Here is a 21,420-nt window from a genome sequence, read left to right on the forward strand (position 1 = left end):
AATACTTCCATGCCCTCTCAGCCGGATGGAGCCTTAGAGATATGTGCATGCCCTAGGGCCTTCGCCGGGACGACATTTGAAATCGGAGCGATATTGTTGCCCTACCCCAGATGCTTCCGGAAAAACTCCGTCGCCCTGCCCCAGGCGAGCTCGGCGGCCTCGCGGTCGTGCACGGCCTGACGCTGCTCGTTGACGAAGGCGTGCTCGGCGTCATAGCGGAACAGCTCCAGCGACTTGCCGGCGGCCTTCATGGCCTTTTCGAAGCCGTTGACCAGCTCCGGCGTGCACCAATCGTCCTTGTTGGCGAAATGGGCCTGGAGCGGGATCTTGACGTCGGCGGGCTTGGCCGCCTGCTCCGGCGGGATGCCGTAGAACACGACGCCGGCGGCGAGCTCCGGCACATGCACCGAGCCGATGATGGTGACGGCGCCGCCGAGGCAGAAGCCTGTCAGCCCGACCTTGGCGCCATTGCGCGACAGGTATTGCGTGGCGCCGCGCACGGTCTGCGTGGTGGCATCCATGAAGTCGAGCGAGTTCATCTCTTTGCCGGCCGCGTCCGTGTCGTGATACGGCACCACCTTGCCCTTGTAGAGATCGGGCGCCAGCGCATCGAAACCGGCCAGCGCGAAGCGGTCGCACAGGCCCTTGATCTGGTCCGACAGGCCCCACCATTCCTGGATCACGACCACGCCCGGCGCATTGCTACGCGCGGCGTTGGCCAGATAGCCCGAGGCATCCTTGCCGTCCGGGCGCTTGAAGGTGATGGCGGTTCCCATGGTGTCCTCCGACGATGTTGTGGGGAGCAGTTGACCGCATTTTGGCGGCTGCGCGTGCGATAGGCAATCGCGCCAAACAACACACACTCGTGTCCAGCAAAAAGCCCCCTTGCGGGGGCTTCTTCGTTTCGCGTCCGGCCTGGCCGCTCAGTGCGAGTCGGCCCAGACTTTCTTCTTGGTGAAGTACATCAGGCCCGCGAAGAGGATCAGGAAGATGAACACCTGGAATCCGAGGCGTTTGCGCGCTTCCATGTGCGGCTCGGCGGTCCACATCAGGAACGTGGTGACGTCCTTGGAATATTGCGCGACCGTGGTCGGCGAGCCGTCGTCATAGGTCACCTGGCCGTCGCTGAGCGGCTTCGGCATCTTGATGGCATGGCCCGGGAAGTACTTGTTGTAGTACGAGCCCTCCGGAATGGTCACGCCTTCCGGCACCTTCTCCTCGAAGCCCTGGAGCACTGCCGAGACGTAATCCGGGCCCTGCTCCTGGTACTGGCTGAAGAAGTCGACGATGAACATCGGGAAGCCGCGCTTGTAGGAGCGCGCCTTGGTGATCAGCGACAGGTCCGGCGGCGCCGCACCGCCGTTCGCCGCACGCGCAGCCTGCTCGTTCGCGAATGGCGAGGGGAAATAGTCGGCAGGCCGGCCCGGACGTTCGAACATGTCGCCGGCATCGTTCGGACCGTCCTTGACCTTGTAGTCCGACGCGAATGCAGCCGCCTGCGCCACCGAATAGCCGGGTCCGCCGGGCTCGGCGAGGTTGCGGAAGGAGACGTAGGACAGGCCGTGGCAGCTGGCGCAGACTTCCTTGTAGACCTTGAGGCCGCGCTGCAGCGCGCCGCGGTCGTACTTACCGAAAGGGCCCGAGAACGACCATTTGTTGCCCGGCGGCGTGTCGCTGCCCTCGGAGGCGCGGGCGTCCTGCATGCTGCCGAGGAACAGCGCGCCGGCGGCAACCAGCGCGATGGCGACGGAGGCCACCGCCTTGCCGCTCTTGGCGAGGATCGCTTCCGAGATCGAGTTCGGCACCGGCCGTGGCTTCTCGATGCGCGAGAGCAGCGGCAGCACGATCAGGAAGTAGGCGAAGTAGCAGACCGTCAGGACCCGGCCGGCGATCACGTAGATGCCTTCCGGCGGCTGCGCGCCGAGATAGCCGAGCAGGATGCAGACCGCGACGAAGATCCAGAAGAACTGCTTGGCCAGCGGACGATACTTCGACGATTTGGTCTTGGCGGCATCGAGCCAGGGCAGGAAGCACAGGATGATGATCGCCGAGAACATGCCGATCACGCCCGCGAGCTTGTTCGGGATCGAGCGCAGGATCGCGTAGAACGGCAGGTAATACCATTCCGGCACGATGTGCGGCGGCGTCACGCCCGGATTCGCCGGAATGTAGTTGTCGGCGTCGCCGAGATAGTTCGGCATGTAGAAGATGAACCAGGCATAGAGCAGCAGGAAGCAGGCGACGCCGAACCCGTCCTTGATGGTCGCGTGCGGCGTGAACGGCACCGTGTCCTTTTCCGTCTTCGGCTCGACGCCGTCAGGATTGTTCTGGCCGGCAACGTGCAGCGCCCAGACGTGGAGCACGACGACGCCCGCGATCAGGAACGGCAGCAGATAGTGCAGCGAGAAGAAGCGGTTCAGCGTCGGGTTGCCGACCGAATAGCCGCCCCACAGCAGCGTCACGATGCTCTCGCCGACATAGGGAATGGCGGAGAACAGGTTGGTGATGACGGTGGCGCCCCAGAAGCTCATCTGGCCCCAGGGCAGCACGTAGCCCATGAAGCCGGTCGCCATCATCAGGAGGTAGATGATGACGCCGAGGATCCACAACACCTCGCGCGGCTCCTTGTAGGAGCCGTAATAGAGGCCGCGCAGCATGTGGACGTAGACCGCGAAGAAGAACATCGACGCGCCGCAGGCATGCATGTTGCGCAGCAGCCAGCCGTAATTGACGTCACGAACGAGCAGCTCGACCGACTTGAAGGCGAGATCGGCATGCGGCGTGTAGTGCATCGCCAGGATCACGCCGGTCAGGATCTGCATCCCAAGCATGAAGGAGAGGATGGCGCCGAAGGTCCACCAGTAGTTCAGGTTGCGCGGGGTGGGGTAGACGACGAAGGAGGAGTGCATGAGGCCGAGGATCGGCAGGCGCCGCTCGATCCATTGCAGGGCCGGATTGCTCGGCTGGTAGTCGGATGGTCCGCTCATGATGCGATCCTGAGGAAATAATACGACGAGACGGCGCGAAGCTTCGGACGAGAGTCCGAAGCTCAGCCGATCTGGATTTTGGTGTCGGAAACGAACTGGTACGGCGGCACCGGCAGGTTCGCGGGCGCGGGCCCCTGACGGATGCGGCCGGACGAATCGTACTGCGAACCATGGCAGGGGCAGAAGAACCCGTCGTAATTGCCCTCATGAGCGATCGGGATGCAGCCGAGATGGGTGCAGATGCCGATCACGACCAGCCACTGCTCGTGGCCGGACTTGACCCGCGCCTCGTCGGTCTGCGGATCGGGCAGGCTCGCCACGTTGACGGCACGTGCCTCGTCGATCTGCTTCTTGGTGCGGTGGCTGATGTAGATCGGCTTGCCGCGCCAGAACACCTTGATGTCCTGGCCCTCGGCGACCGGGCTGAGATCGACCTCGATCGGCGCACCTGCGGCGATGGTCGAGGCGTCAGGATTCATTTGAGAGATGAAGGGCCAGAGCGCGGCTGCGCCCCCTACTGCTGCAGCTGCCCCCGTTGCAACGAATAAGAAATCACGGCGTGTCGGATGGTCCGCCGAAGACGCTGTCGTCACGATTCCAACCCTTTCTTCTTATGCTGCCGGTGGAACCGCTCCAGAGGCCCCCCAAAGGTCCCCGGAACAGTCTGCCGGCGCCCGCGGCCCCCCGCGGCGGCAGAACTTCGCTCGTCCCCGCCAAAACAAGCGAAAACAGCAGTCCAGAATCGTTCTATTGGCACCCTTGCCGGGCGAGCGCAAGCCCGCTAACGGCGGGGAAGCGTGCAATGCACGAATTCCCGCGCCGGCGATGTTTTATTGAGACATTTCCAGCCCGCAACCAACCGTCCGCCGCCCATGCAGATCGCGCTTTTCCAGCCTGACATCCCCCAGAACACCGGCACGATTCTCAGGCTCTGCGCCTGCCTCGGGCTGGCCGCCCATATCATCGAACCGGCCGGGTTCCCGGTCTCCGACCGGCATTTCCGCCGGGCGGGAATGGATTACCTCGACCAAGTCAGCATCGTCAGGCACGACTCCTGGCGGAAATTCGAGGACTGGCGCGCGGCACAAGGCTACCGCCTGCTGCTGTTCACCACCAAGGCCGCCACCGACTACCGCGATTTCCGTTACCAGACGTCGGACATCCTGCTATTCGGGCGCGAGAGCGCCGGCGTCACCGACGCGGTCGTCGAGGCCGCGGATGCGCGGCTGGTGATCCCGATCGCCCCGGGACTGCGGTCGCTCAATGTCGCCATGACCGCGGCGATGGCCGCAGGCGAGGCGCTGCGGCAGATCCGGAACCCGCCAGTTTGAGATGTTGAGGAGAGACCATTGAGTTACACGGTCAAGGAAATCTTCCTGACCCTGCAAGGCGAAGGCGCCCACGCCGGGCGCGCGTCGGTGTTCTGCCGTTTTGCCGGCTGCAACCTCTGGAGCGGCCGCGAGGCCGACCGGGTGGATGCAACCTGCAAGTTCTGCGACACCGATTTCGTCGGCACCGACGGCACGCTCGGCGGCCGCTATGGCACGGCCGCGGACCTCGCGGGCACCATCGCGGCACAATGGACCGCAACGGCCGCCAACCGCTACGTGGTGCTGACCGGCGGCGAGCCGCTGCTCCAGGTCGATGCCGCGCTGATCGAGGCGCTCCACGCGCGAGGCTTCGAGATCGGCGTCGAGACCAACGGCACGATCGCAGCTCCTGACGGCCTCGACTGGATCTGCGTCAGCCCCAAGGGCGGCAGCGAGCTCGTGCTGCGCCGCGGCCACGAGCTGAAGCTGGTCTATCCGCAGGCCCTCGCCGCGCCGGAAACCTTCGAGGGCCTCGCCTTCGAGCGCTTCTCGCTCCAGCCGATGGACGGGCCGGAGGTCGCCGAGAACACCGCGCGCGCGATCGACTACTGCCTGCACCATCCGCAATGGCGGCTCAGCGTGCAGACGCATAAATCGCTCGGCATCAGATAGGATGGGTTGACGACAGATGTGGGAATTGACGAAATCGTTCCGCTTCGAGGCGGCGCATTCGCTGTCGGGAACGACGTTTGGTGCCGCCAGCGAAGAAATCCACGGCCACTCCTTCCGCGCCGAGGTGACGGTGCGCGGCACGCCGGACCCTGCAACCGGCATGGTGGTCGACCTCGGCCTCCTCCAGCGCGCCATCGAGGACGTGCGCTTGACGCTCGACCACAAGTTCCTCAACAAGATCGAGGCGCTGGGCAAGCCGACGCTGGAAAACCTGGCGCGCTTCGTCTGGGAGCGGCTGGCGCATATCGGCAAGCTGACCCGCGTCAGCATCCACCGCGACAGTTGCAACGAGAGCTGCACCTATTACGGTCCGCAGGGCTGACGAAATGGCATCCACAATGGACCCGAGCTTGATCGAAGACCGCAAGACGCGCGCCCGCGCCTGGTTCGAAACCTTGCGCGACGACATCTGCGCCAGCTTCGAGCGGCTGGAAGATGACGCGCCGCAAAGCCTCTATCCGGGCGAAGCCGGCCGCTTCAACCGCACGCCCTGGCAGCGCACCGATCACAGCGGCGCGGCCGGCGGCGGCGGCGTGATGTCGATGATGTCGGGCCGCCTGTTCGAGAAGGTCGGAGTGCACTGCTCGACCGTGCACGGCGAGTTCGCGCCCGAGTTTCGCGCGCAGATCCCCGGCGCGGCCGAGGATCCGCGCTTCTGGGCCTCCGGCATCTCGCTGATCGCGCACATGCGCAATCCGCACGTGCCGGCCGTGCACATGAACACGCGCTTCGTCGTCACCACCAAGGCGTGGTTCGGCGGCGGCGCCGATCTGACGCCGGTGCTGGACCGCCGGCGCACGCAGGCGGATGCCGACAGCATCGCCTTCCATGCGGCGATGAAGGAGGCCTGCACCGGACCGAACGGCGTGGCCGATTACGACAAGTACAGGAAATGGTGCGACGAGTATTTCTACCTGCCGCACCGCAAAGAGGCGCGCGGCATCGGCGGCATCTTCTACGACTGGCACGACAGCGGCGACTGGGACGCCGACCTTGCCTTCACGCAGGATGTCGGCCGCGCCTTCCTGAAGATCTACCCCGACATCGTCAGGCGCAATTTCGCGAGCGCATGGACCGCTGCGGACCGCGAGGAGCAACTGGTCCGCCGCGGCCGCTATGTCGAGTTCAACCTGCTGTACGACCGCGGCACCATCTTCGGGCTCAAGACCGGCGGCAACGTGGATTCGATCCTGTCGTCGCTGCCGCCTGAGGTGAAATGGCCATGACGACGATGAAGCCCGCATCAAAGCCGCTGCCGCGCGCCATGTTGATCGACATGGACGACACCATCCTGTCCGCCTATGGCCGGCCCGAGATCGCCTGGACCACGATCACGAACGAGTTCGCCGAGGAGCTCGCGCCGCTGCCGCCGGAGCAGGTCGCAGCCGCCGTGCTCGCCTGCGCACGGCAATTCTGGTCGACCGCGGAGCCGATCTGGCGGATGAAGCTTGGCGAGGCACGGCGGCTCACGGTGCGAGGCGGCTTCGCCGCACTCGCCGCCGCTGGCCACCGTGCCGTCCCCGACGATCTCGCCGATCGCCTCGCCGACCGCTTCACCACTTATCGCGAAGAAGCGATCTTCGTCTTTCCCGGCGCGCATGATGCGATTGACGCGTTTCGGGCCCACGGCGTCAAGCTCGCGCTCGTCACCAACGGCGCCGCCGACATGCAGCGCGCCAAGGTCGAGCGCTTCGAGCTGGCGCACCGCTTCGATCACATCCAGATCGAGGGCGAGCACGGCTTCGGCAAGCCCGAGGAGCGCGCCTATCGGCACGCGATGGAGGCGCTCGGCGTCACCGCGAAGGACACCTGGATGATCGGCGACAATCTGGAATGGGAAGTCGTGACGCCGCAGCGCCTCGGCATCTATGCGATCTGGATCGACGTGCATGGCGAGGGTCTGCCCGAGGGATCGACGATCAAGCCGGATCGCATCATCCGCTCGCTGACCGAGCTCGTTCCGGGCTGACCGTCATCAGGGCGCGAAAACAAAACATCGAAAACAACCCCATGCACAGTAGCCGGCTGCTGCAAAATCAATGGCTTGCAGCGAACGCCGGCGCGATTGCGGATTTTACGAAATCGCTTGACCCGTCGGGCAAAACAGGCGCATGATGTGACCATCGCGGCGCATGGGACGGACAAGCCCTTGCGCAACCCATCGAGCAGGCGCCCGTGCCTCCGTCATGGTCCCGCTTCCGGCCTGAAGCTCCCTCATCGGCGTTTCAGCAATCCGGCCGGCGGATGCGCGCTGCCGCAGCACATCCACTAATCCCGCAGCTCGTGATCGGCATGTCATGCCGGCCTGCTAGCCTCTTAAGTCAATCAACCCGAAAGGACCATCCATGGAACTGAAAGCCGGCGATATCGTCATGCTCAAATCCGGCGGCCAGCCGCTGACCGTCGCAGAAGTCAAAGGCGACGACGTGATCTGTCTCTGGATGGGCGTCGAAGGCGATTTGTTTCGCGAGACCCTGCCGCTCGCCGTGCTCGAACACCTGGAAGAGGTGGACGAGGATGAAGACGACGAGGACGATGAAGACGAGGAGTAGGCACGGCTAAGGCCGCATCCTACTTGGATCGGAGCGCTCGGCTCCGGCGCGACTGATGTCCGCTTCTTTGCCAACAATGGCGAGGTGGCGGACATCGCTGTATGGCGCGGCGTCTCGCTACTGTGCCCTTCGGGCTTCTGCAACGCGCAACATGACGTAGATCAGAACACCGAACGCTGCCCCGCCGATCAGGCTGATACCAAGCACGGCAGCGATCATAAATGCCATCTGGGCGGGACGTCCCATCGTGTCGAGGACCATCCCGGCGGCAAGCAACTAGACGCGATTGGCTTGGCTGTCGAGCCTCGGGATTACGGTGCAGTCCAGCACTGTCACCGCAATCCGCGGCTCCTAGCGCCCGGCCGCCCGGGGCCCCAGATACTTCTCGTAGATGGCCTCAAAGCTGTGGTCGTCCTTCATACTCGTCAGCGCCCGATCGAAATCGGCAATGACTTTCGAATAGTCATGTTGCTTGGTGAATGCCAGATAACTTGGAATCTCGTCGATGCCTGGAGACAGTTCCCTTATCTTGTCCAGATACCCCTTGTTGCGCGCGGCTTCGAGGACGACATGCCGGTAGCCGATCGCCAGGTCGATCCTCTTCCGAGACAGCATGCCAACGAGGTTATCGACATTGTTGGTTTCGACAACGGTCGACCATACCCCTGCCTTGAGTGCGCTATCGACCTTGAGGCCGTAACTCGTGCCCCTGATGGTCCCGATTCCAAGCCTTCCCAACTTGCCGATGTCGCCGTCAAACTGCACATCGGAATCGGCAGGGACAAAAAACGCCAGCACCTGGGTGATGACCGGGACGTTGGTGTAGGTGAGAAACTCAGTTCGCTCAGGCAGCCTGAAAACGGAGAATATTCCGTCGACACGACCGCTGCGAACTTCGGCCAGGCAACGTGCCCATGGCATCACCTGAACTTCAATCGGCTCGCCAGTCCTTCGAAAGGCTTCGGTCACGACATCGACAAGTATTCCGGACGGCTTGCCATTCTCGACATAGGCTGTGGGCGAACTGTCAGCGGCCACGAGGACAAGGCCGGTGGGATACGCATCGCCGTAGCCGGTTGTCGCGATCGCAAGGGCGAACAGGAGGGATCTCAGGGAAACAGCACCCTTGGCTGAATTCCGGATGCGCTGATTTCGCATCATGTTGAGCTTTCGCGGCGCCGGCTCACGCGCAAATCGAAGTCACGCGCGAATCTCGCACCTCCGCCGAGAGTTGACAAGCGCAAAGGAATTTGGAGCTGCGGGATGCACCGAAATTGGCAGCCGAAGTTCCTTCCGGCGCGATCCGCACCGCGGACGCAGCCTTCGCGGAAGTCGTCGACCGCTCGTTAAGATGCGCGCAAAGATCGTTTGCGAGTTTTGTTTGGCTTCTTAACCGCGCGACCGTTAGCGCCTGACAACCATTTGTCTATCTTTCGAATGACAGAGATATCGGTCGACTCTGCGATTATCTTCGGCAACAAGAATTCCGCAAAACTCGGGTCGCTTGGATTTGGGATGTGTTCGATTCGTTCACCGCGGATGGTTCGCGCACGAAACTCTTCGAGTGTGGCCACCGAGTATGACGATGAAGTCTCAGAGTTGAATTTCTGGAGAAGTGTGACGGCTTGTTGCAGCAATTTCTCATAATCACCTCCAAGCGAGTTCTGGATGGCATTGTCGAGCTTTGAAAGCAGTTCTTGATCTCGCGATAGATCGTAATGAATAAATTCGAAATGCCGGAGATCAACCGGAGCAACCTTGGGATCTTCTTGAGTCATAAAAATGATGGGCTTACGATTCGCTCGTGCGATCCCAAGCTCGTAGAAAACATTCGGGCTCGAGTATGTGATGTCCCCAATAATGAGGTCGGCTGTTTGAATCTCCGCCTCCACCTTCTCCATCAATGACTTCGTCAGGATACTTGTGTCGCCTCTTCGGATGCGAAGCCCATGTGTCTGCATTAGATATTGTTGCAGAAACAAATACAAAAAATTGAGTTCCGATCGGAACGGCATGACCATAAAGCAAACGCGTGATTGGGCCATCAGCGTTGCTCCCGACGCTGAATAACTTGTTGGATTGTTCTACGAAGACGATCCAACAGAGGCGAGAAATTCGAGCTAGAATATGGGATGAACTGATATCCGGCGAGATCGCTGGGCAAATTAGCGCCAGCGGCATCGTCTACTAGAAGCACAAGCGGCTTGCCAAGACCGTGAGCGATTCCGATCTCAAACATCACATTAGGGTTAGACCGTGTTACATCCGCAATTACGGCGTCGCTTATACCGATAAGTCTGTAAACTTCGTCTGCCCAAACAGCACCGGGCTTGATCTCATCGAGGAAAAGTGGCTCACCGTGACTGGCGCGGACAACCTTACCGACAACATCCCTTAGAGACTTGGCGGATGCATCGAAGGGCAATAGCACCAACAATTTCGACGGGGATAGGTCGTTTTCGCCGAGTGCCGGTTCTTGGATATCGTCGTCCGCGCCGCTCATCCGCTTGTCTTTCAGTGCGTAAAGCGTTTCTCCTCGAGTGTTTCCTTTCTTAGCGCGCCTGATTTCTGGTGATCGCTCTAAGATTTTGATGGTATTGTCGACTGAGATACCAGTCTGTTTCGCGATCCAGCGAGCTGTTCGCCATCGGGCTTCGGAATTCGCGAGTGCTTCAGTTATCGTTGTCTTATCACTACTCATTAGTCTAACCTGCAATCTGGTTTCGACCTAAATATCGCTTATAACTCAACACGGAGAGCGGGTACACACATCGCTTTTCAGCATTGCCGGAAACTATTGCCGCCGTGAAAAGCCCGGCACATGCTCCTTCCGTCGATGTGGCATCTTCATTGGGAGCATTCCCGGGCGTGGAATCGGCCGACCTCGTGACTTATCGAAATTACGCCAGTCACTGTCACCGCAATTGCAGCTCAATTCACCTGCGCGCCGGAATTCTTCACGATCGGCGTCCACTTCTCCACCTCCTTGGCGACAAAGGCCTTGAAGGCCTCGGGAGTCGAGCCCTGGATGATGAAGCCCTGCGCCGCGAAGTAGTCCTTGATGTCGGGAGACTGCATGGCCTTGTTGACTTCCGCGCTCAGCTTTTCGACCACCTCGGGCGGCGTGCCGGCCGGCGCGAACAGGCCCTGCCATGACAACGCCTCGAAACCCTTCAGTCCCGTTTCGTCCAGCGTCGGCACGTCAGGCAGCAGGGGGTGCCTGGTTTTCGAGGTGACGGCGAGCGCGCGAACCTTTCCGGCCTGGATCTGCGGCATCAGCACCAGGACATCGCCGAACGTGACCTGGATCTGCCCGCCCATGAGGTCGGTGAGCATGGCGGCGCTGCCGCGGTAGGGAACGTGCACCATCGCGACGTCGGTCGCCTGCTTGTACATCTCGCCGGTGAGATGCATCGAGGTGCCGTTGCCGGCCGAACCGAAACTCAGCGCGCCCGGTTTCGACTTCGCCAAAGCGAGAAACTCGGCCGCCGTCTTCGCCTCCAATTCGGGATTGACGGCCAGCACCAGCGGCGCGCTCACCATCATCGTCAGCGGCGCGAAGTCCTTGATCACGTCGTAGGGCAATTTGGGATACAGCGCCTGCGCGATGGCGTTGCTGCCGGTCACGCCCGCGAGCAGGGTGTAACCGTCGGGCGCGGACTTGGCCACGAAGTCGGCGCCCAGGGCGCCGCCGGCGCCGGCACGATTGTCGACCACGACCGGCTGGCCCCAGGCCGCGGCGAGCTTGTCGCCCAGCCGCCGCGCCAGCACGTCGGTGCTGCCGCCGGGCGCGAACGGCACGACAATGTGGATCGCCTTGTTCGGGTAGATTGCCTGCGCACGACCCGGCACAGGCAGCAGCATCGCAAGACCGGCCAACGCCAGCGTCGCGCGGCGCGAAATCGGGAAGCGGATCATGGGCAACTCCTTGCGAGTGGGTTGGCGGAGTCAGCTGGAGCAAGACGCCCCCAGCCGCCCCCGCCGGCGGTTTCGATGATCAGCAGGTCGCCGGCGGACCACGCGATGCGGGCGCGCGCGGGCAAGTGCTCGACAGCCCCGTCCACACGCAAGACCCGGGCCACCGAATTTGCGCCGGCTCCGCCGCCCTGGGCACCGCGGGCACGGCCGACGTGGCGCTCGCCGCGATAGGCGATCCAGCCCTGCCCTTCGAGCAGGCGATAGGCGCGCCGCACGCCGTCGCCGCCACATTGCAAGCCGGCGCCGCCGCTGCCGCGGCGGATCTCGTAACATTCCACACGCAGCGGCGCTTCGGCCTCGATCACCTCGACCGGGGTATTGCGCGCATTGCCGACGTCGGTGGAGACGCCGGCGCGGCCGGGCGCGCGGACGCTGGCGCCGGCGCCGCTGGCGATGATCTCGGTGAACATCCAGCGCCGCCCGTCCGTCCGCGTGCCGCTGAGCGCCAGCACGGTGGCGACGCCGGCATGCGGCGCCACGCCCGTCCCGTTTGCCGACTGTGACCAGGCACCGAGAATGGCGTTGCATGCGAGCTTCACGGTCGCCGTGCGCGCATTGACCGCCGCCGGCAGCGTCGGATTGACCAGGCTGCCGGGTGGAAGCTTCAGCGTCAGCGGCGCCAGGCAACCGGCATTGTTGGGGGCCTCCGGCGCCAGCGTGCGCATGAAGAACAGCGCTGCCGACAGCATCGCCGCCGGCGACGCGTTGAGCGGTCCCCGCACCTGCGCCGCGGTCCCCTCGAAATCGATCTCCAGCGCGTCACCCTGCTTGCGCAGGCTCACGACGATGGCCACCGGCGCGGTGTCGACGCCGTCGCCATCGAGTTGATCGCGCCAGGTCCATTCGCCGTCGGGCGCAGCGGCAAGAGCCGCGCGGGTCATGCGTTCGGTCTGCGCAATCAAGGCATCGCACACCTCGGGGAAACGGGGCCCGGTGTGGCGCGCGATCTGCCTCAGTTCGCGCGCGCCCTGCGTCAGCGCCGTCCACTGCGCATCCAGGTCGCCCCGCAAATTGTCGGGCGTGCGCGAATTGGCCGCCAGGATGGCGTCGATGTCCGATAGCACCCCCTCGGCGCTGCGCCAGCGCACCGGCGGCAAGCGCAGGCCCTCCTGGTACACTTCGGTTGCATCAGGCGGGATCGAGCCGGCGGCCATGCCGCCGACATCCTGGTGGTGCAGATTGGCCGCGGCCAAGGCGATCACTTCGCCATCCCGGAAAACCGGGTGCACCAAAGCGAGGTCCGGCAGATGCGTGCCGCCGGACCAGGGGTCGTTGAGCAGATAGACATCTCCGTCGGACATCGTGTGAAGCGGGAAGCGCGCGAGCACGCCTGAAACCGCCGGAATCAGCGAGCCCAGCAACAGCGGCAGCGAACGCGCCTGGGCCAGCAAGCGCCCGTCCGGCAGGAACAGCGCTGCGGCACAGTCGCCGCTCTCGCGGGCGATGGACGACACCGCGGCGCGCATCATGCCGTCCTGCATGCGGTCGGCCGTGCCTTGCAGCGCCAAGCGCAGCGGCTCCATGCGCAGCGCGATCTCCGGATCGGATGCGACGTCGCGCGCGCGCGGCATCATGCCTTCGCCTCCAGCGCCAGCGTCCGATCCGGCATCAGCCGCCAGGACCAGCCCGCCGGCACAAAGGCGGTGGTCATCGGCGTGAACAGGGAATGCGGTCCCTCGCCTTGCGGGGATAGCGAATCCCACGGGCTTTCGCCCGCCGCCAGGCGGACGTCGCCCTCGTTCGGACTGCAGAGCATGCCGAGCGCCGCCATCACGCCGGCATGCGGCATCACCAGCACGCGGCGCATGCCGGCGAGTTCAGCGATCTCGGCCGCATGCTGCGCGCCGCCGCCGCCGATGGCGACGAGCACCGCGTCCGCCGGATCGAGGTTGCGCTGGAAGGCGTGGGTCTTGAGCGCCTCCGCCATCCCGGCGGCGGCCGCGCTCACCACGGCCTCGGCCGTGCGAGGCACCGATAGACCGAGCGCACCGGCGACATCGCCGAGCGCGCGCTCGGCGGCGGCGCGGTCGAGCACCATCCCGCCGGCGAGCCGGGGCGGCAGGCGGTCCAGCACGCAGAGCGCATCGCTCAGCGTCGGCAAGTCACCGCCCAGACCAAAGGCGGCCGGCCCAGGCCATGCGCCTTGCGAGCGTGGACCAAGGCGCAGCGCGCCGCCCGGCAGCACCGACACCACACTGCCGCCGCCGATGCCGATCGACGTGATGTCCGCGCAGCGCTGGCGGATCGGCAAGCCGCCGCATTCCAGCGCGTCGGTGAAGGTCGGCCTGCCGTCCAGGAGAATGCTGATGTCGGCGCTGGTGCCCCCGACATCCAGGATGATCGCAGGACCGGAGGTTCCGAGGCAGGCCGCCACGCCCTGCAGCGCCGCGCAGGGGCCGGACATGGCAAGGCCGATCGGCTGCGCGGCGAGATCGCGCCAGGGCGCGGTGCCGCCGGCCGATCGCATCAGGCGCAGCGCCGGCAGACCGCGCGACGTCAGCGCCTCGGCCAATGCGTGCAGATAATCTGTTGCCAGCGGCTTGGCATAGGCGTCGAGTGCCGTGGTCAGCCAGCGCTCGAACTCCCGCGGTTGCGGATCGACCTCGCTGGACAGGGAGACGTACAGGCGAGGTAAGCGCGCATGCAGCGCAGCCCGCAGCGCGCGCTCATGCGTGGGATTGCGGTGCGAGAACAACAGACCGACCGCCAGCGCGCGCACGCCGGCCGCGCTCACCGCATCCGCAATGGCGTCCACGGCCGACAGGTCGAGCGGCTCGATCTCACGCCCCTCGGCATCGATCCGTCCGCCGATTTCGAAACGCAGCGGCTCCGGAAACAGCTTGGCTTCGGGCAAGGCCGGCGCGATCACCGGCTCATACAGCTCCTTGCGGTCCTGGCGCGCCAGGACCGGCACGTCGCGCATGCCGCGCGTCAGCACGAGGGCCACCGGCGGCTCGTTCAACTCCAGCAGCAGATTGGTGATCACGGTGGAGCCGTGCACCACGCGGTCGACGTCGCCGGAGCCTATGCCGGACTGCGCACAGAGTCGATCGAGCGCCTCGACGACCGGCTCCGCCAGACTTCGTCCGGCGCGCGGATATTTGAGCGCCGTGATGTGCCCGTCGCTCCGCAAGGCCACCGCATCGACGAAGGTGCCACCCATGTCCAAGGCGAGCGACCAGGACGCGCTCAACGGAATCGCTCCGGCGAAAACGGCGTCAGATCCACCTGCGTCGGCCGGCCAGCCACCAGATGCGCGATCTCGCGGCCGGTCGCCGCACCCATGCACATGCCCATATGGCCGTGACCGAAGGCGAGCCAGGCGTTGTCGGCCGCGTGGACCGGACCAACCACCGGCATACTGTCCGGATGACAGGGACGATGGCCCATCCAGCGCGTGACGGACGATGTGTCCAAATGCGGGAATAATTGCTGTCCCTGGCGAAGCAGGGCGTCGGCGCGCGCCATGTTGGGTGGCGCTTTCAAGCCGGCGAATTCCACCGTGCCGGCGAGCCGAAGGCCCATGGCCATCGGGTTGACCATCAGATTGTGCTCCACCGCCATCACGGTGTGGCGCAGTGCCAGGTTCGAGCTCTGCACGGTGACATGGTAGCCGCGCTGGGTCTCCAGCATCACCGGGCTGTCGAGCTGTGCGGCCAACGGGCCCGACCAAGCACCGGCCGCCACCACCACGCCGTCCGCCACCAGCGGCTCGCCGCGCTCCAGCAGCACCGCCGTGACGCGCCGGCCCTGACGCTCGAAACCGCGGACACGGTCGCGGACGTGACGCGCGCCGTCGGCGATGCAGCGATTGTAGATCGCCTTGACGAGGGCCGACGGGTCGGACGTGGAGCCGTTGTCGGGCGCCAGAATGCCGAAGCGAAAACGTCCCTTCAGGTCCGGCTCGAGACTTTCCAGCTCGTCCTGTTCGACGTCCTGCATCCGCACACCCAGCGATCGCCGCAGGTTCATGCCCCAGGCCCACTGGGCCGCCGTCTCGCGCGAGGAAAAGACATACAGGCAGCCGCTCCGCCGCACCAAATCCTGCGCATCGGCATGGGCGAGCAGCGGATCGTAGCAGTCGAAGATCGGCGCCAGCAGCGAACGCAGCGCGGTGGCGATACGCGTGACCTCGTCGCGCGACGAATGACCGAGCATGCGCAGCAGCCATGGCGCCACCAGCGGCGCATAGGCCCAACGCACCGTCAGCGGCCCCAGGGGATCGAGCAGCCAGCGCGGGACCTTCTGCCACATGCCGGGCATGCCCACCGGCAGGCAGGCGCTGGGCGACAGCGAGCCGGCATTGCCGAAGGAGCAGGCCTCGCCCGCGTCCAGCGGATCGACGAACGTCACCGCATGGCCGTCGCGCTGCAGCCATGCCGCGGTACAAGCGCCGACGATTCCGGTCCCTATGACGACAATGTGCATGCCCGGGAATTCTGAAAAATTAGTCCCCCATCACACAAGCCAATTCTTTTAATACTGTCATCAGGTTTCCTGATAGTCGATGCATTTGCGCGAGGATCTGTGATGCGGCCCGCAATTCTCTCCACGCTCAGCCTGCGCCAGATGCGCGCCTTTGCCGCGGTTGCCCGCGCGGGCAGCTTCACGGCGGCGGCGCGACAGATCAACCTGACGCAGTCGGCCGTCAGCATGCTGGTTCAGCAGCTCGAGGACACCCTCGGGCTGAAACTGTTCGACCGCGGCGCGGTCGTGCTGTTGACGGCGGCCGGCGAGCAATTGCTTCCGCTGGCGCGCCGCATCCTGGACGACGTGCAACAGATCGCGGAGGGCGCTTCGGACCTTCGCTCGCTGCGCACCGGCCTGCTCCGCGTGGTCGCGCCGCAGATGCTGGCATGCACCTGGGTGGCGGCGGTGCTCGGCGAATTCGAGCGGGCGCATCCCGATGTCGGTCTGCGCGTGACCGACGCGATGGCGGACGAGGTGGTGAGCATCGTGCGCCGGGGCGAGGCGGAACTGGGCGTCGGCCCCGAGCGCGCCACCGGCGAGGATGTCACCAGCACGTTCCTGATGGACGTCCCGATCCGCGTGGTCTGCTCGGCAAGGCACCCGCTGGCGCAGCAACGTGCCGTCTCGTGGAAAAAACTGCGCGACGAGCGCTGGGTGATCTATTCCAGCGAGTTCAACCGTCACCTGGAGAGCCTGCTGCATGCGCATGACAGCTCTCTCTCCATACAGACCGCCGTCGAGGTCAAATATCTGACCACCGCTTTGGCGTTGGTGGGCGTCGGGACCGGCCTTGCCGCCGTTCCCGACTACGGACGGCTGTTCGCGCCGAATTTCGACGTGCGTTTCATCAAGCTGCGCGCTCCGGACATCCAACGCCGCTACTACATCTATCAACGGCGGGGACTCGTGCTCTCACCGCCCGCGGAGGCGTTCGTCAAGCTGCTGCGCAGCGCGGCACGCAACGATGGATGAAGCCGTGCCCGCGAATGTGCCGGTGCACAGGGCGATGCCGATCGCTGACGCACCAATTGCGTTGGACGAAAAGGCTGACTAGGACGTTCGGATGAGCATCGAATCGCCTCCGAACTGGCCGGTCGTGGAGCCGCCGCCTTTACTGCCCGCGCCTCCTCGCCGATGGCCGTTTGTGCTCTTCGCGGTCGTCGTCCTTGCACTCGCAGGCGCAGGGGCATCTTACGCCTGGCTGAACCCGGGATTGTTCGGTCAGTCCGCCGGGCGCGAGGACGGGGAAGCCGACAGCGGATCCAATGACCGGGCGATCATGACGGACCTGCTCGCCGCGCAACAAAAGACGGCCGACGACCTGGCGGCGATCGACAGGGCCATCGCCGACCAGCAAGAGCAGCTCAAGGCGATCGTCAGTCAGCTTGCCAACCTCAATTCGAAAATCGACGCACTGAAGAGCCCGGCCCCGCAGGCATCGGCCGCACCGGCTCTGCCGACTGCGCCCAGCGTCGCGATGCCATCGGCTTCAGCGCCTGCCGTCGCGCGAGCTCCGACAGGGCGTGTCACCCCGAGGCCAAAGCAGCCGCCGCGCGTAACGACCCCGTCGGGTCCGATCTCGGTCGGGGGAGCGCCGTTGAACGCGACGCCCGATGCGACTGTGCGCTGAGCCGGGTCGGCCTAAGCGATCAGCTGCTTTGCCGCCGCCGAGATCATCACCAGCCCGCCGGTGATCACGGCCGCATCGAGGATCGCGGTGTGGATGTGCACCGGCATCCGCTCGACGAAGGCTTTTGCCAGGAACGCGCCGGGGATCGCGATCCCGCCGATCAGCAGCGCGAAGGCGAGCACCTGCGCATTCACGGCGCCGGCAAGGCCGAACACCGAGATCTTGATGAGGCCGGTGCCGAGCGAGATCATCGCGTCGGTCGCGATCACGGCGGCGCCTTCGAGGCCCGCGGCCATCAAGAGCGAGAGCAGGATCACGCCGGAGCCGGAGGTGCCGCCGACCAGCACGCCGTAGCCGACGGAGCCTGCGGCAAGGCCGGTGTCGCCGATCCTGACCTGGCGCCGTCGCAGCACGCGGCGCAGCGGCACGCTCAGGATCAGCATGGAGCCGATCACGAGCGCGGCGCCGGCATTGGTGAGGCGCGTGTAGCCGTAGGCGCCGAGCGCGGTCGTCAAGGCCGCGCAGGCGAGCACGATCAGCGCGCGGCGGCGGTCGGCGTAACGCAGATAGGCAATGGCGCGGCTGCAATTGGTGAAGATCGCCGAGATCGCGATGATCGGCACCACGGGCTCGGCGCCGACCAGCGGCACCAGCACCAAGGGCATCAGCGCGCCGGTGCCGTAGCCGGCGAGACCACCGATGATCGAAGCAAACAACGCCATCGACGCGACCAGCAGGAGCTGGAAAATCGAGATGTCGGCGAAGCCCGAGACGATGGTCACGTTTTCCGTTCGCGGCTGACTCGTGCCGCAGCTTGATCTGCGATGGAAGCGAGCGCGGCTTCCTCTAGTGGAAAATCCGCCGCAAGCCAAGCGTCCTCGGCGAGTGTCAACACATGTCCGAGCGCGGGCCCTTCCGCCATCCCGCGCGCGATGAAGTCGGCGGCGCGCAGCGGAAATTTCGGCGCAGTCCAGCGCTGCGGCAGTTCGGCGAGCGCGCGCCAGCGCGACGAATGCACGTCCCCCGCCGCCCGCGACCAGCCGAGCAACACGCGATCGTGATAGCGCTCCGCACCGAGCCGGTAGAGCAGACGCCGCGCATTGCTCTCGTCCTTGGTGGCGAACCGCCACCAGCGGTGGCCCATCGAATCCAGCGCCTTGGCTTCGGCATTGGAGAGCCGCAGGCGCGTGGCGAGGCGCTTGGCGTCTTCGGTCACGGCCACCGTCAGCGCGGCCAGGCGCCGGGTTACGCTCGCCGGCAGGCCAAGCTCGCGCTCGATCGCGATCATCGTCGTGAGCGGCCCGGTGTAGACGACGCCGCCGGTCAGCGCCTGCAGCAATCCGCCCTCGGCCATCGCCAGCACGGCGGCGGATGCACCGCCGGCCAGCAGCAGCTTCAGCATCTCCATGCGCACCCGCTCGGCCGACAAATGGGCCAGGCCCGCACGTCCCCGGATGCAGGCGAGGTAGCCGTCGCGGTCGGGCTCGCCGGCGCCGAAGGCGGCATGGATGCGGAAGAAGCGCAGGATGCGCAGATAATCCTCGGCGATGCGCTGGTCGGGGTCGCCGATGAAGCGCACGCGGCGCGCTTTGGTATCCGCGATCCCGCCGACATAATCGTAGACGACGCCTGTCGCATCGACCGACAGGCCGTTCATGGTGAAGTCACGCCGCTCGGCGTCCTTCACCCAGTCGCGGCCGAACGCGACCTTGGCCTTGCGGCCGAAGGTTTCGGTATCCTCGCGCAGGGTCGTGACTTCATAGGGATGGCTGTCGATGACCAGCGTGATGGTGCCGTGGTCGATGCCGGTCGGCACGCTCTTGATGCCGGCGGCCTTGGCGCGCCGCACCACCTCCTCCGGCCGCGCCGTGGTCGCGATGTCGATGTCGCCGGGCACGAGGCCGAGCAGTGCGTTGCGCACCGCGCCGCCGACCACCCGCGCCTCCTCGCCATCCGCGCCCAGCAATTGCAGGACGCGCGCGGTCCCGCCGGCGGTCAACCAGGGCGCATCGGCAAGGACCGGCTCCGCGCTCATCGGCAGGCCCCTATCTTTCCGTGCCCGGCACGAACTTGCCGTTCTCGACATGGGCGGGAACGTAGGTCGAATCCGGGCCGGCGCCGGAGAATTGCGCCAGGCCGATCAGCCCCGCGATCACCAGCACGATCGCCATGATGGCAAGGCGGGCGACGATGGTGACCGGCCAGGACGATTGCACGAACAGTCCGGACCGCGTGGCGGCCAGGAACAGCGCATAGACGGCAAAGGGAACGAGGAAAATCCCGATCTCGGTCAGGATCGGCCGGATCATGATGAATAGATCCGCTCATACAGCACACGCAGCATTCCGGCCGTCGCACCCCAGATGTAACGTTCCGCGAACGGCATCGCATAATAGAAGCGCTCCATGCCGCGGAATTCCTTGCTGTGCATCTGGTGGTTGGCCGGATCCATCAGGAAGGATAGCGGTACCTCGAACGCATCATCAACCTCGGAATGGTTGATCGTGAGCGCAAAGCCGGGCCGGACCCTGGCGACCGTCGGCAGGATGCGAAAGCCGAAGCCGGTACCGTAGAGATCGAGATAGCCGATCGGCTCGACGAAATCTCGGGACAGGCCGACCTCCTCCTCGGCCTCGCGCAGCGCCGCATCGAGCGGGGACGCATCGGTCGCGTCGATCTTGCCGCCGGGAAAGGCGATCTGGCCGGCGTGGTCGTTGAGATGCGCCGAGCGCTGCGTCAGCAGGATCGTCGGCTCCGGATGGTCGACCACCGCGATCAGGACCGCCGCCGGCCGCACCGGCTGCTCGCGCGCGACGATCTCCAGCATCTTGTCGGTTCCCGGATCGCCCGAGGCCGGAATGATGTTCGGATCGTAGAGGCCGGGCGGAACGTCGAAGCCGAGCTTCGCCCTGGAACGGGCGAAGAAATCCGCCGCGCCGAGCACGACAGGTTCGCTTTTCAGGATAGGCTTGTTCAAAGCGCGGCCCTCACCTGCTCCGCATCCGCCATGGCGAAGAATTCGCCTGATGATTCGACGCCGAACATCGGCTGGCCATCGACCATCCGCTCCTCGCCCATGTCAACCAGATCGTAATAGAGCGCGCGGGTGACCTTGGCCCAGAGATCGGCGCGGACGTGCAGATAGGGCGTCAGCCCGCCGTCCTCCGCCTGCTCGAAGCGCAGCCGGTGCGCGGCATCGCAGGTGACCCAGTCGTCGACATTGGTGCGGAAGCGCAGCACGCGATGGTCGTCCTCGCGGTCCTTCTGCATCTCGACCGCCATGAACGGCGCGTCGTCGACGCGAATGCCGACCTTCTCGACCGGCGTGACGAGGAAATGCTTGTCGCCTTCGCGCTTCAGGACCGTCGAAAACAGCCGCACCAGCGCAGGACGGCCGATTGGCGTGCCCATGTAGAACCATGTACCATCCGAGGCGATTCGGATGTCGAGATCGCCGCAAAACGGCGGATTCCACAGATGCACCGGAGGCAGGCCCTTTTTGGCGCCTTCGGCACTGGCAGCACTTTTGGCGGCGGCAGTCAGCCCCTCAAGACCGCGATCGGCGCTCTGCCCTTGGTTCGCCATGGTTTGCCCTGACTTTGTCATTTGGCACGATTGGTGCAGGTCTGACTTGTAAGTCTACGTTGTACATCGGTGCACGGTTCCACCCCGGATTAGTCCGGTGTGGAGGTCGCCACTTCGTGATGCCCTACATACCCTTAAGCCGATAAGGTGGGGATAGGTTAATTCAACGAATACAT

23 protein-coding genes are annotated in these 21,420 nt (G+C 65.0%); 8 read left to right on the plus strand and 15 right to left on the minus strand.

The genetic code is table 11. The features are described from left to right. Positions 1 to 101: 101 nt before the first annotated feature. From AC1RUR_RS36870 to petA, 3 genes are all read right to left on the minus strand, one after another. On the minus strand, positions 102 to 776 hold the full coding sequence (locus AC1RUR_RS36870; RefSeq protein ID WP_354135576.1) for a dienelactone hydrolase family protein: 675 nt from the start codon (positions 774 to 776) through the stop codon (positions 102 to 104). A gap of 147 nt (positions 777 to 923) precedes the next feature. After that, positions 924 to 2,987: a cytochrome b/c1 gene (fbcH, locus tag AC1RUR_RS36875; protein WP_492853039.1), complete on the minus strand. Its 2,064-nt coding sequence runs from the start codon at positions 2,985 to 2,987 to the stop codon at positions 924 to 926. Between the two features lie 62 nt (positions 2,988 to 3,049). Continuing rightward, positions 3,050 to 3,580 (minus strand): ubiquinol-cytochrome c reductase iron-sulfur subunit, encoded by a 531-nt coding sequence (gene petA, locus AC1RUR_RS36880; protein ID WP_128924114.1) that lies wholly within the window; start codon positions 3,578 to 3,580, stop codon positions 3,050 to 3,052. Positions 3,581 to 3,859: 279 nt separating this feature from the next. Here petA and AC1RUR_RS36885 point away from each other — a divergent pair, with 279 nt between their 5' ends. The 6 genes from AC1RUR_RS36885 to AC1RUR_RS36910 all read left to right on the plus strand — a co-directional run bounded on the left by AC1RUR_RS36885 (position 3,860) and on the right by AC1RUR_RS36910 (position 7,581). After that, a complete protein-coding gene (locus AC1RUR_RS36885; RefSeq protein WP_492853040.1) occupies positions 3,860 to 4,318 on the plus strand; it encodes a tRNA (cytidine(34)-2'-O)-methyltransferase in 459 nt (152 codons plus the stop codon). Between the two features lie 18 nt (positions 4,319 to 4,336). After that, a complete protein-coding gene (gene queE, locus AC1RUR_RS36890) occupies positions 4,337 to 4,969 on the plus strand; it encodes a 7-carboxy-7-deazaguanine synthase (protein ID WP_492853041.1) in 633 nt (210 codons plus the stop codon). A 16-nt stretch (positions 4,970 to 4,985) separates the two neighbouring features. Continuing rightward, positions 4,986 to 5,351 carry a 6-pyruvoyl trahydropterin synthase family protein gene (locus tag AC1RUR_RS36895; protein ID WP_492853042.1) on the plus strand — a complete coding sequence of 122 codons (366 nt, stop codon included), beginning with the start codon at positions 4,986 to 4,988 and terminating at the stop codon, positions 5,349 to 5,351. A 16-nt stretch (positions 5,352 to 5,367) separates the two neighbouring features. Further along, positions 5,368 to 6,255, plus strand: a complete 888-nt coding sequence (gene hemF / locus AC1RUR_RS36900) for an oxygen-dependent coproporphyrinogen oxidase (protein WP_492853074.1) — start codon at positions 5,368 to 5,370, stop codon at positions 6,253 to 6,255. Continuing rightward, positions 6,246 to 6,998: an HAD family hydrolase gene (locus AC1RUR_RS36905; protein ID WP_492853043.1), complete on the plus strand. Its 753-nt coding sequence runs from the start codon at positions 6,246 to 6,248 to the stop codon at positions 6,996 to 6,998. Before hemF ends, AC1RUR_RS36905 begins: the two co-directional genes overlap by 10 nt. 376 nt (positions 6,999 to 7,374) lie before the next feature. After that, positions 7,375 to 7,581 (plus strand): YodC family protein, encoded by a 207-nt coding sequence (locus AC1RUR_RS36910; protein WP_492853044.1) that lies wholly within the window; start codon positions 7,375 to 7,377, stop codon positions 7,579 to 7,581. A gap of 351 nt (positions 7,582 to 7,932) precedes the next feature. Here AC1RUR_RS36910 and AC1RUR_RS36915 read toward each other — a convergent pair whose 3' ends face one another. The 7 genes from AC1RUR_RS36915 to AC1RUR_RS36945 all read right to left on the minus strand — a co-directional run bounded on the left by AC1RUR_RS36915 (position 7,933) and on the right by AC1RUR_RS36945 (position 15,987). Beyond that, positions 7,933 to 8,742, minus strand: coding sequence for a substrate-binding periplasmic protein (locus AC1RUR_RS36915; protein ID WP_492853045.1), 810 nt, complete (start codon positions 8,740 to 8,742; stop codon positions 7,933 to 7,935). Positions 8,743 to 8,927: 185 nt separating this feature from the next. Further along, entirely contained in the window at positions 8,928 to 9,626 is a 699-nt protein-coding gene (locus tag AC1RUR_RS36920; protein ID WP_492853046.1) for a hypothetical protein, read from the minus strand. Then, positions 9,626 to 10,282, minus strand: a complete 657-nt coding sequence (locus tag AC1RUR_RS36925) for a hypothetical protein (protein ID WP_492853047.1) — start codon at positions 10,280 to 10,282, stop codon at positions 9,626 to 9,628. Before AC1RUR_RS36925 ends, AC1RUR_RS36920 begins: the two co-directional genes overlap by 1 nt. Positions 10,283 to 10,512: 230 nt before the next feature. After that, positions 10,513 to 11,499, minus strand: a complete 987-nt coding sequence (locus AC1RUR_RS36930) for a tripartite tricarboxylate transporter substrate binding protein (RefSeq protein WP_492853048.1) — start codon at positions 11,497 to 11,499, stop codon at positions 10,513 to 10,515. After that, the gene (locus AC1RUR_RS36935; RefSeq protein ID WP_492853049.1) at positions 11,496 to 13,133 is read right to left on the minus strand and encodes a hydantoinase B/oxoprolinase family protein; all 1,638 of its coding nucleotides are present in this window, start codon (positions 13,131 to 13,133) and stop codon (positions 11,496 to 11,498) included. Before AC1RUR_RS36935 ends, AC1RUR_RS36930 begins: the two co-directional genes overlap by 4 nt. Continuing rightward, on the minus strand, positions 13,130 to 14,752 hold the full coding sequence (locus AC1RUR_RS36940) for a hydantoinase/oxoprolinase family protein (protein ID WP_492853050.1): 1,623 nt from the start codon (positions 14,750 to 14,752) through the stop codon (positions 13,130 to 13,132). Before AC1RUR_RS36940 ends, AC1RUR_RS36935 begins: the two co-directional genes overlap by 4 nt. Next, entirely contained in the window at positions 14,749 to 15,987 is a 1,239-nt protein-coding gene (locus AC1RUR_RS36945; protein ID WP_492853051.1) for an NAD(P)/FAD-dependent oxidoreductase, read from the minus strand. The genes AC1RUR_RS36940 and AC1RUR_RS36945 overlap by 4 nt, the downstream gene beginning before the upstream one ends. A gap of 102 nt (positions 15,988 to 16,089) precedes the next feature. Between AC1RUR_RS36945 and AC1RUR_RS36950 the strand changes: the two genes are divergently transcribed. Continuing rightward, positions 16,090 to 17,001 carry a LysR family transcriptional regulator gene (locus AC1RUR_RS36950; RefSeq protein WP_492853075.1) on the plus strand — a complete coding sequence of 304 codons (912 nt, stop codon included), beginning with the start codon at positions 16,090 to 16,092 and terminating at the stop codon, positions 16,999 to 17,001. Between the two features lie 91 nt (positions 17,002 to 17,092). Further along, on the plus strand, positions 17,093 to 17,659 hold the full coding sequence (locus tag AC1RUR_RS36955) for a hypothetical protein (RefSeq protein WP_492853052.1): 567 nt from the start codon (positions 17,093 to 17,095) through the stop codon (positions 17,657 to 17,659). An 11-nt stretch (positions 17,660 to 17,670) separates the two neighbouring features. On the opposite strand, the gene AC1RUR_RS36960 is transcribed toward AC1RUR_RS36955, so the two are convergent. From AC1RUR_RS36960 to AC1RUR_RS36980, 5 genes are read right to left on the minus strand one after another with little or no spacing between them, the layout of a single operon-like run. After that, a complete protein-coding gene (locus tag AC1RUR_RS36960; protein ID WP_492853053.1) occupies positions 17,671 to 18,441 on the minus strand; it encodes a sulfite exporter TauE/SafE family protein in 771 nt (256 codons plus the stop codon). Continuing rightward, positions 18,438 to 19,694 carry a CCA tRNA nucleotidyltransferase gene (locus tag AC1RUR_RS36965; RefSeq protein ID WP_492853054.1) on the minus strand — a complete coding sequence of 419 codons (1,257 nt, stop codon included), beginning with the start codon at positions 19,692 to 19,694 and terminating at the stop codon, positions 18,438 to 18,440. Before AC1RUR_RS36965 ends, AC1RUR_RS36960 begins: the two co-directional genes overlap by 4 nt. Before the next feature lie 10 nt (positions 19,695 to 19,704). Beyond that, positions 19,705 to 19,968: a DUF6111 family protein gene (locus AC1RUR_RS36970; RefSeq protein ID WP_492853055.1), complete on the minus strand. Its 264-nt coding sequence runs from the start codon at positions 19,966 to 19,968 to the stop codon at positions 19,705 to 19,707. Further along, positions 19,965 to 20,636: a CoA pyrophosphatase gene (locus tag AC1RUR_RS36975; protein WP_492853056.1), complete on the minus strand. Its 672-nt coding sequence runs from the start codon at positions 20,634 to 20,636 to the stop codon at positions 19,965 to 19,967. The genes AC1RUR_RS36970 and AC1RUR_RS36975 overlap by 4 nt, the downstream gene beginning before the upstream one ends. Next, positions 20,633 to 21,244: a DUF1285 domain-containing protein gene (locus AC1RUR_RS36980; RefSeq protein WP_492853057.1), complete on the minus strand. Its 612-nt coding sequence runs from the start codon at positions 21,242 to 21,244 to the stop codon at positions 20,633 to 20,635. The genes AC1RUR_RS36975 and AC1RUR_RS36980 overlap by 4 nt, the downstream gene beginning before the upstream one ends. Positions 21,245 to 21,420: the final 176 nt, after the last annotated feature.

The sequence above is a fragment of the Bradyrhizobium sp. GW821-FHT12B03 genome (assembly GCF_058807535.1).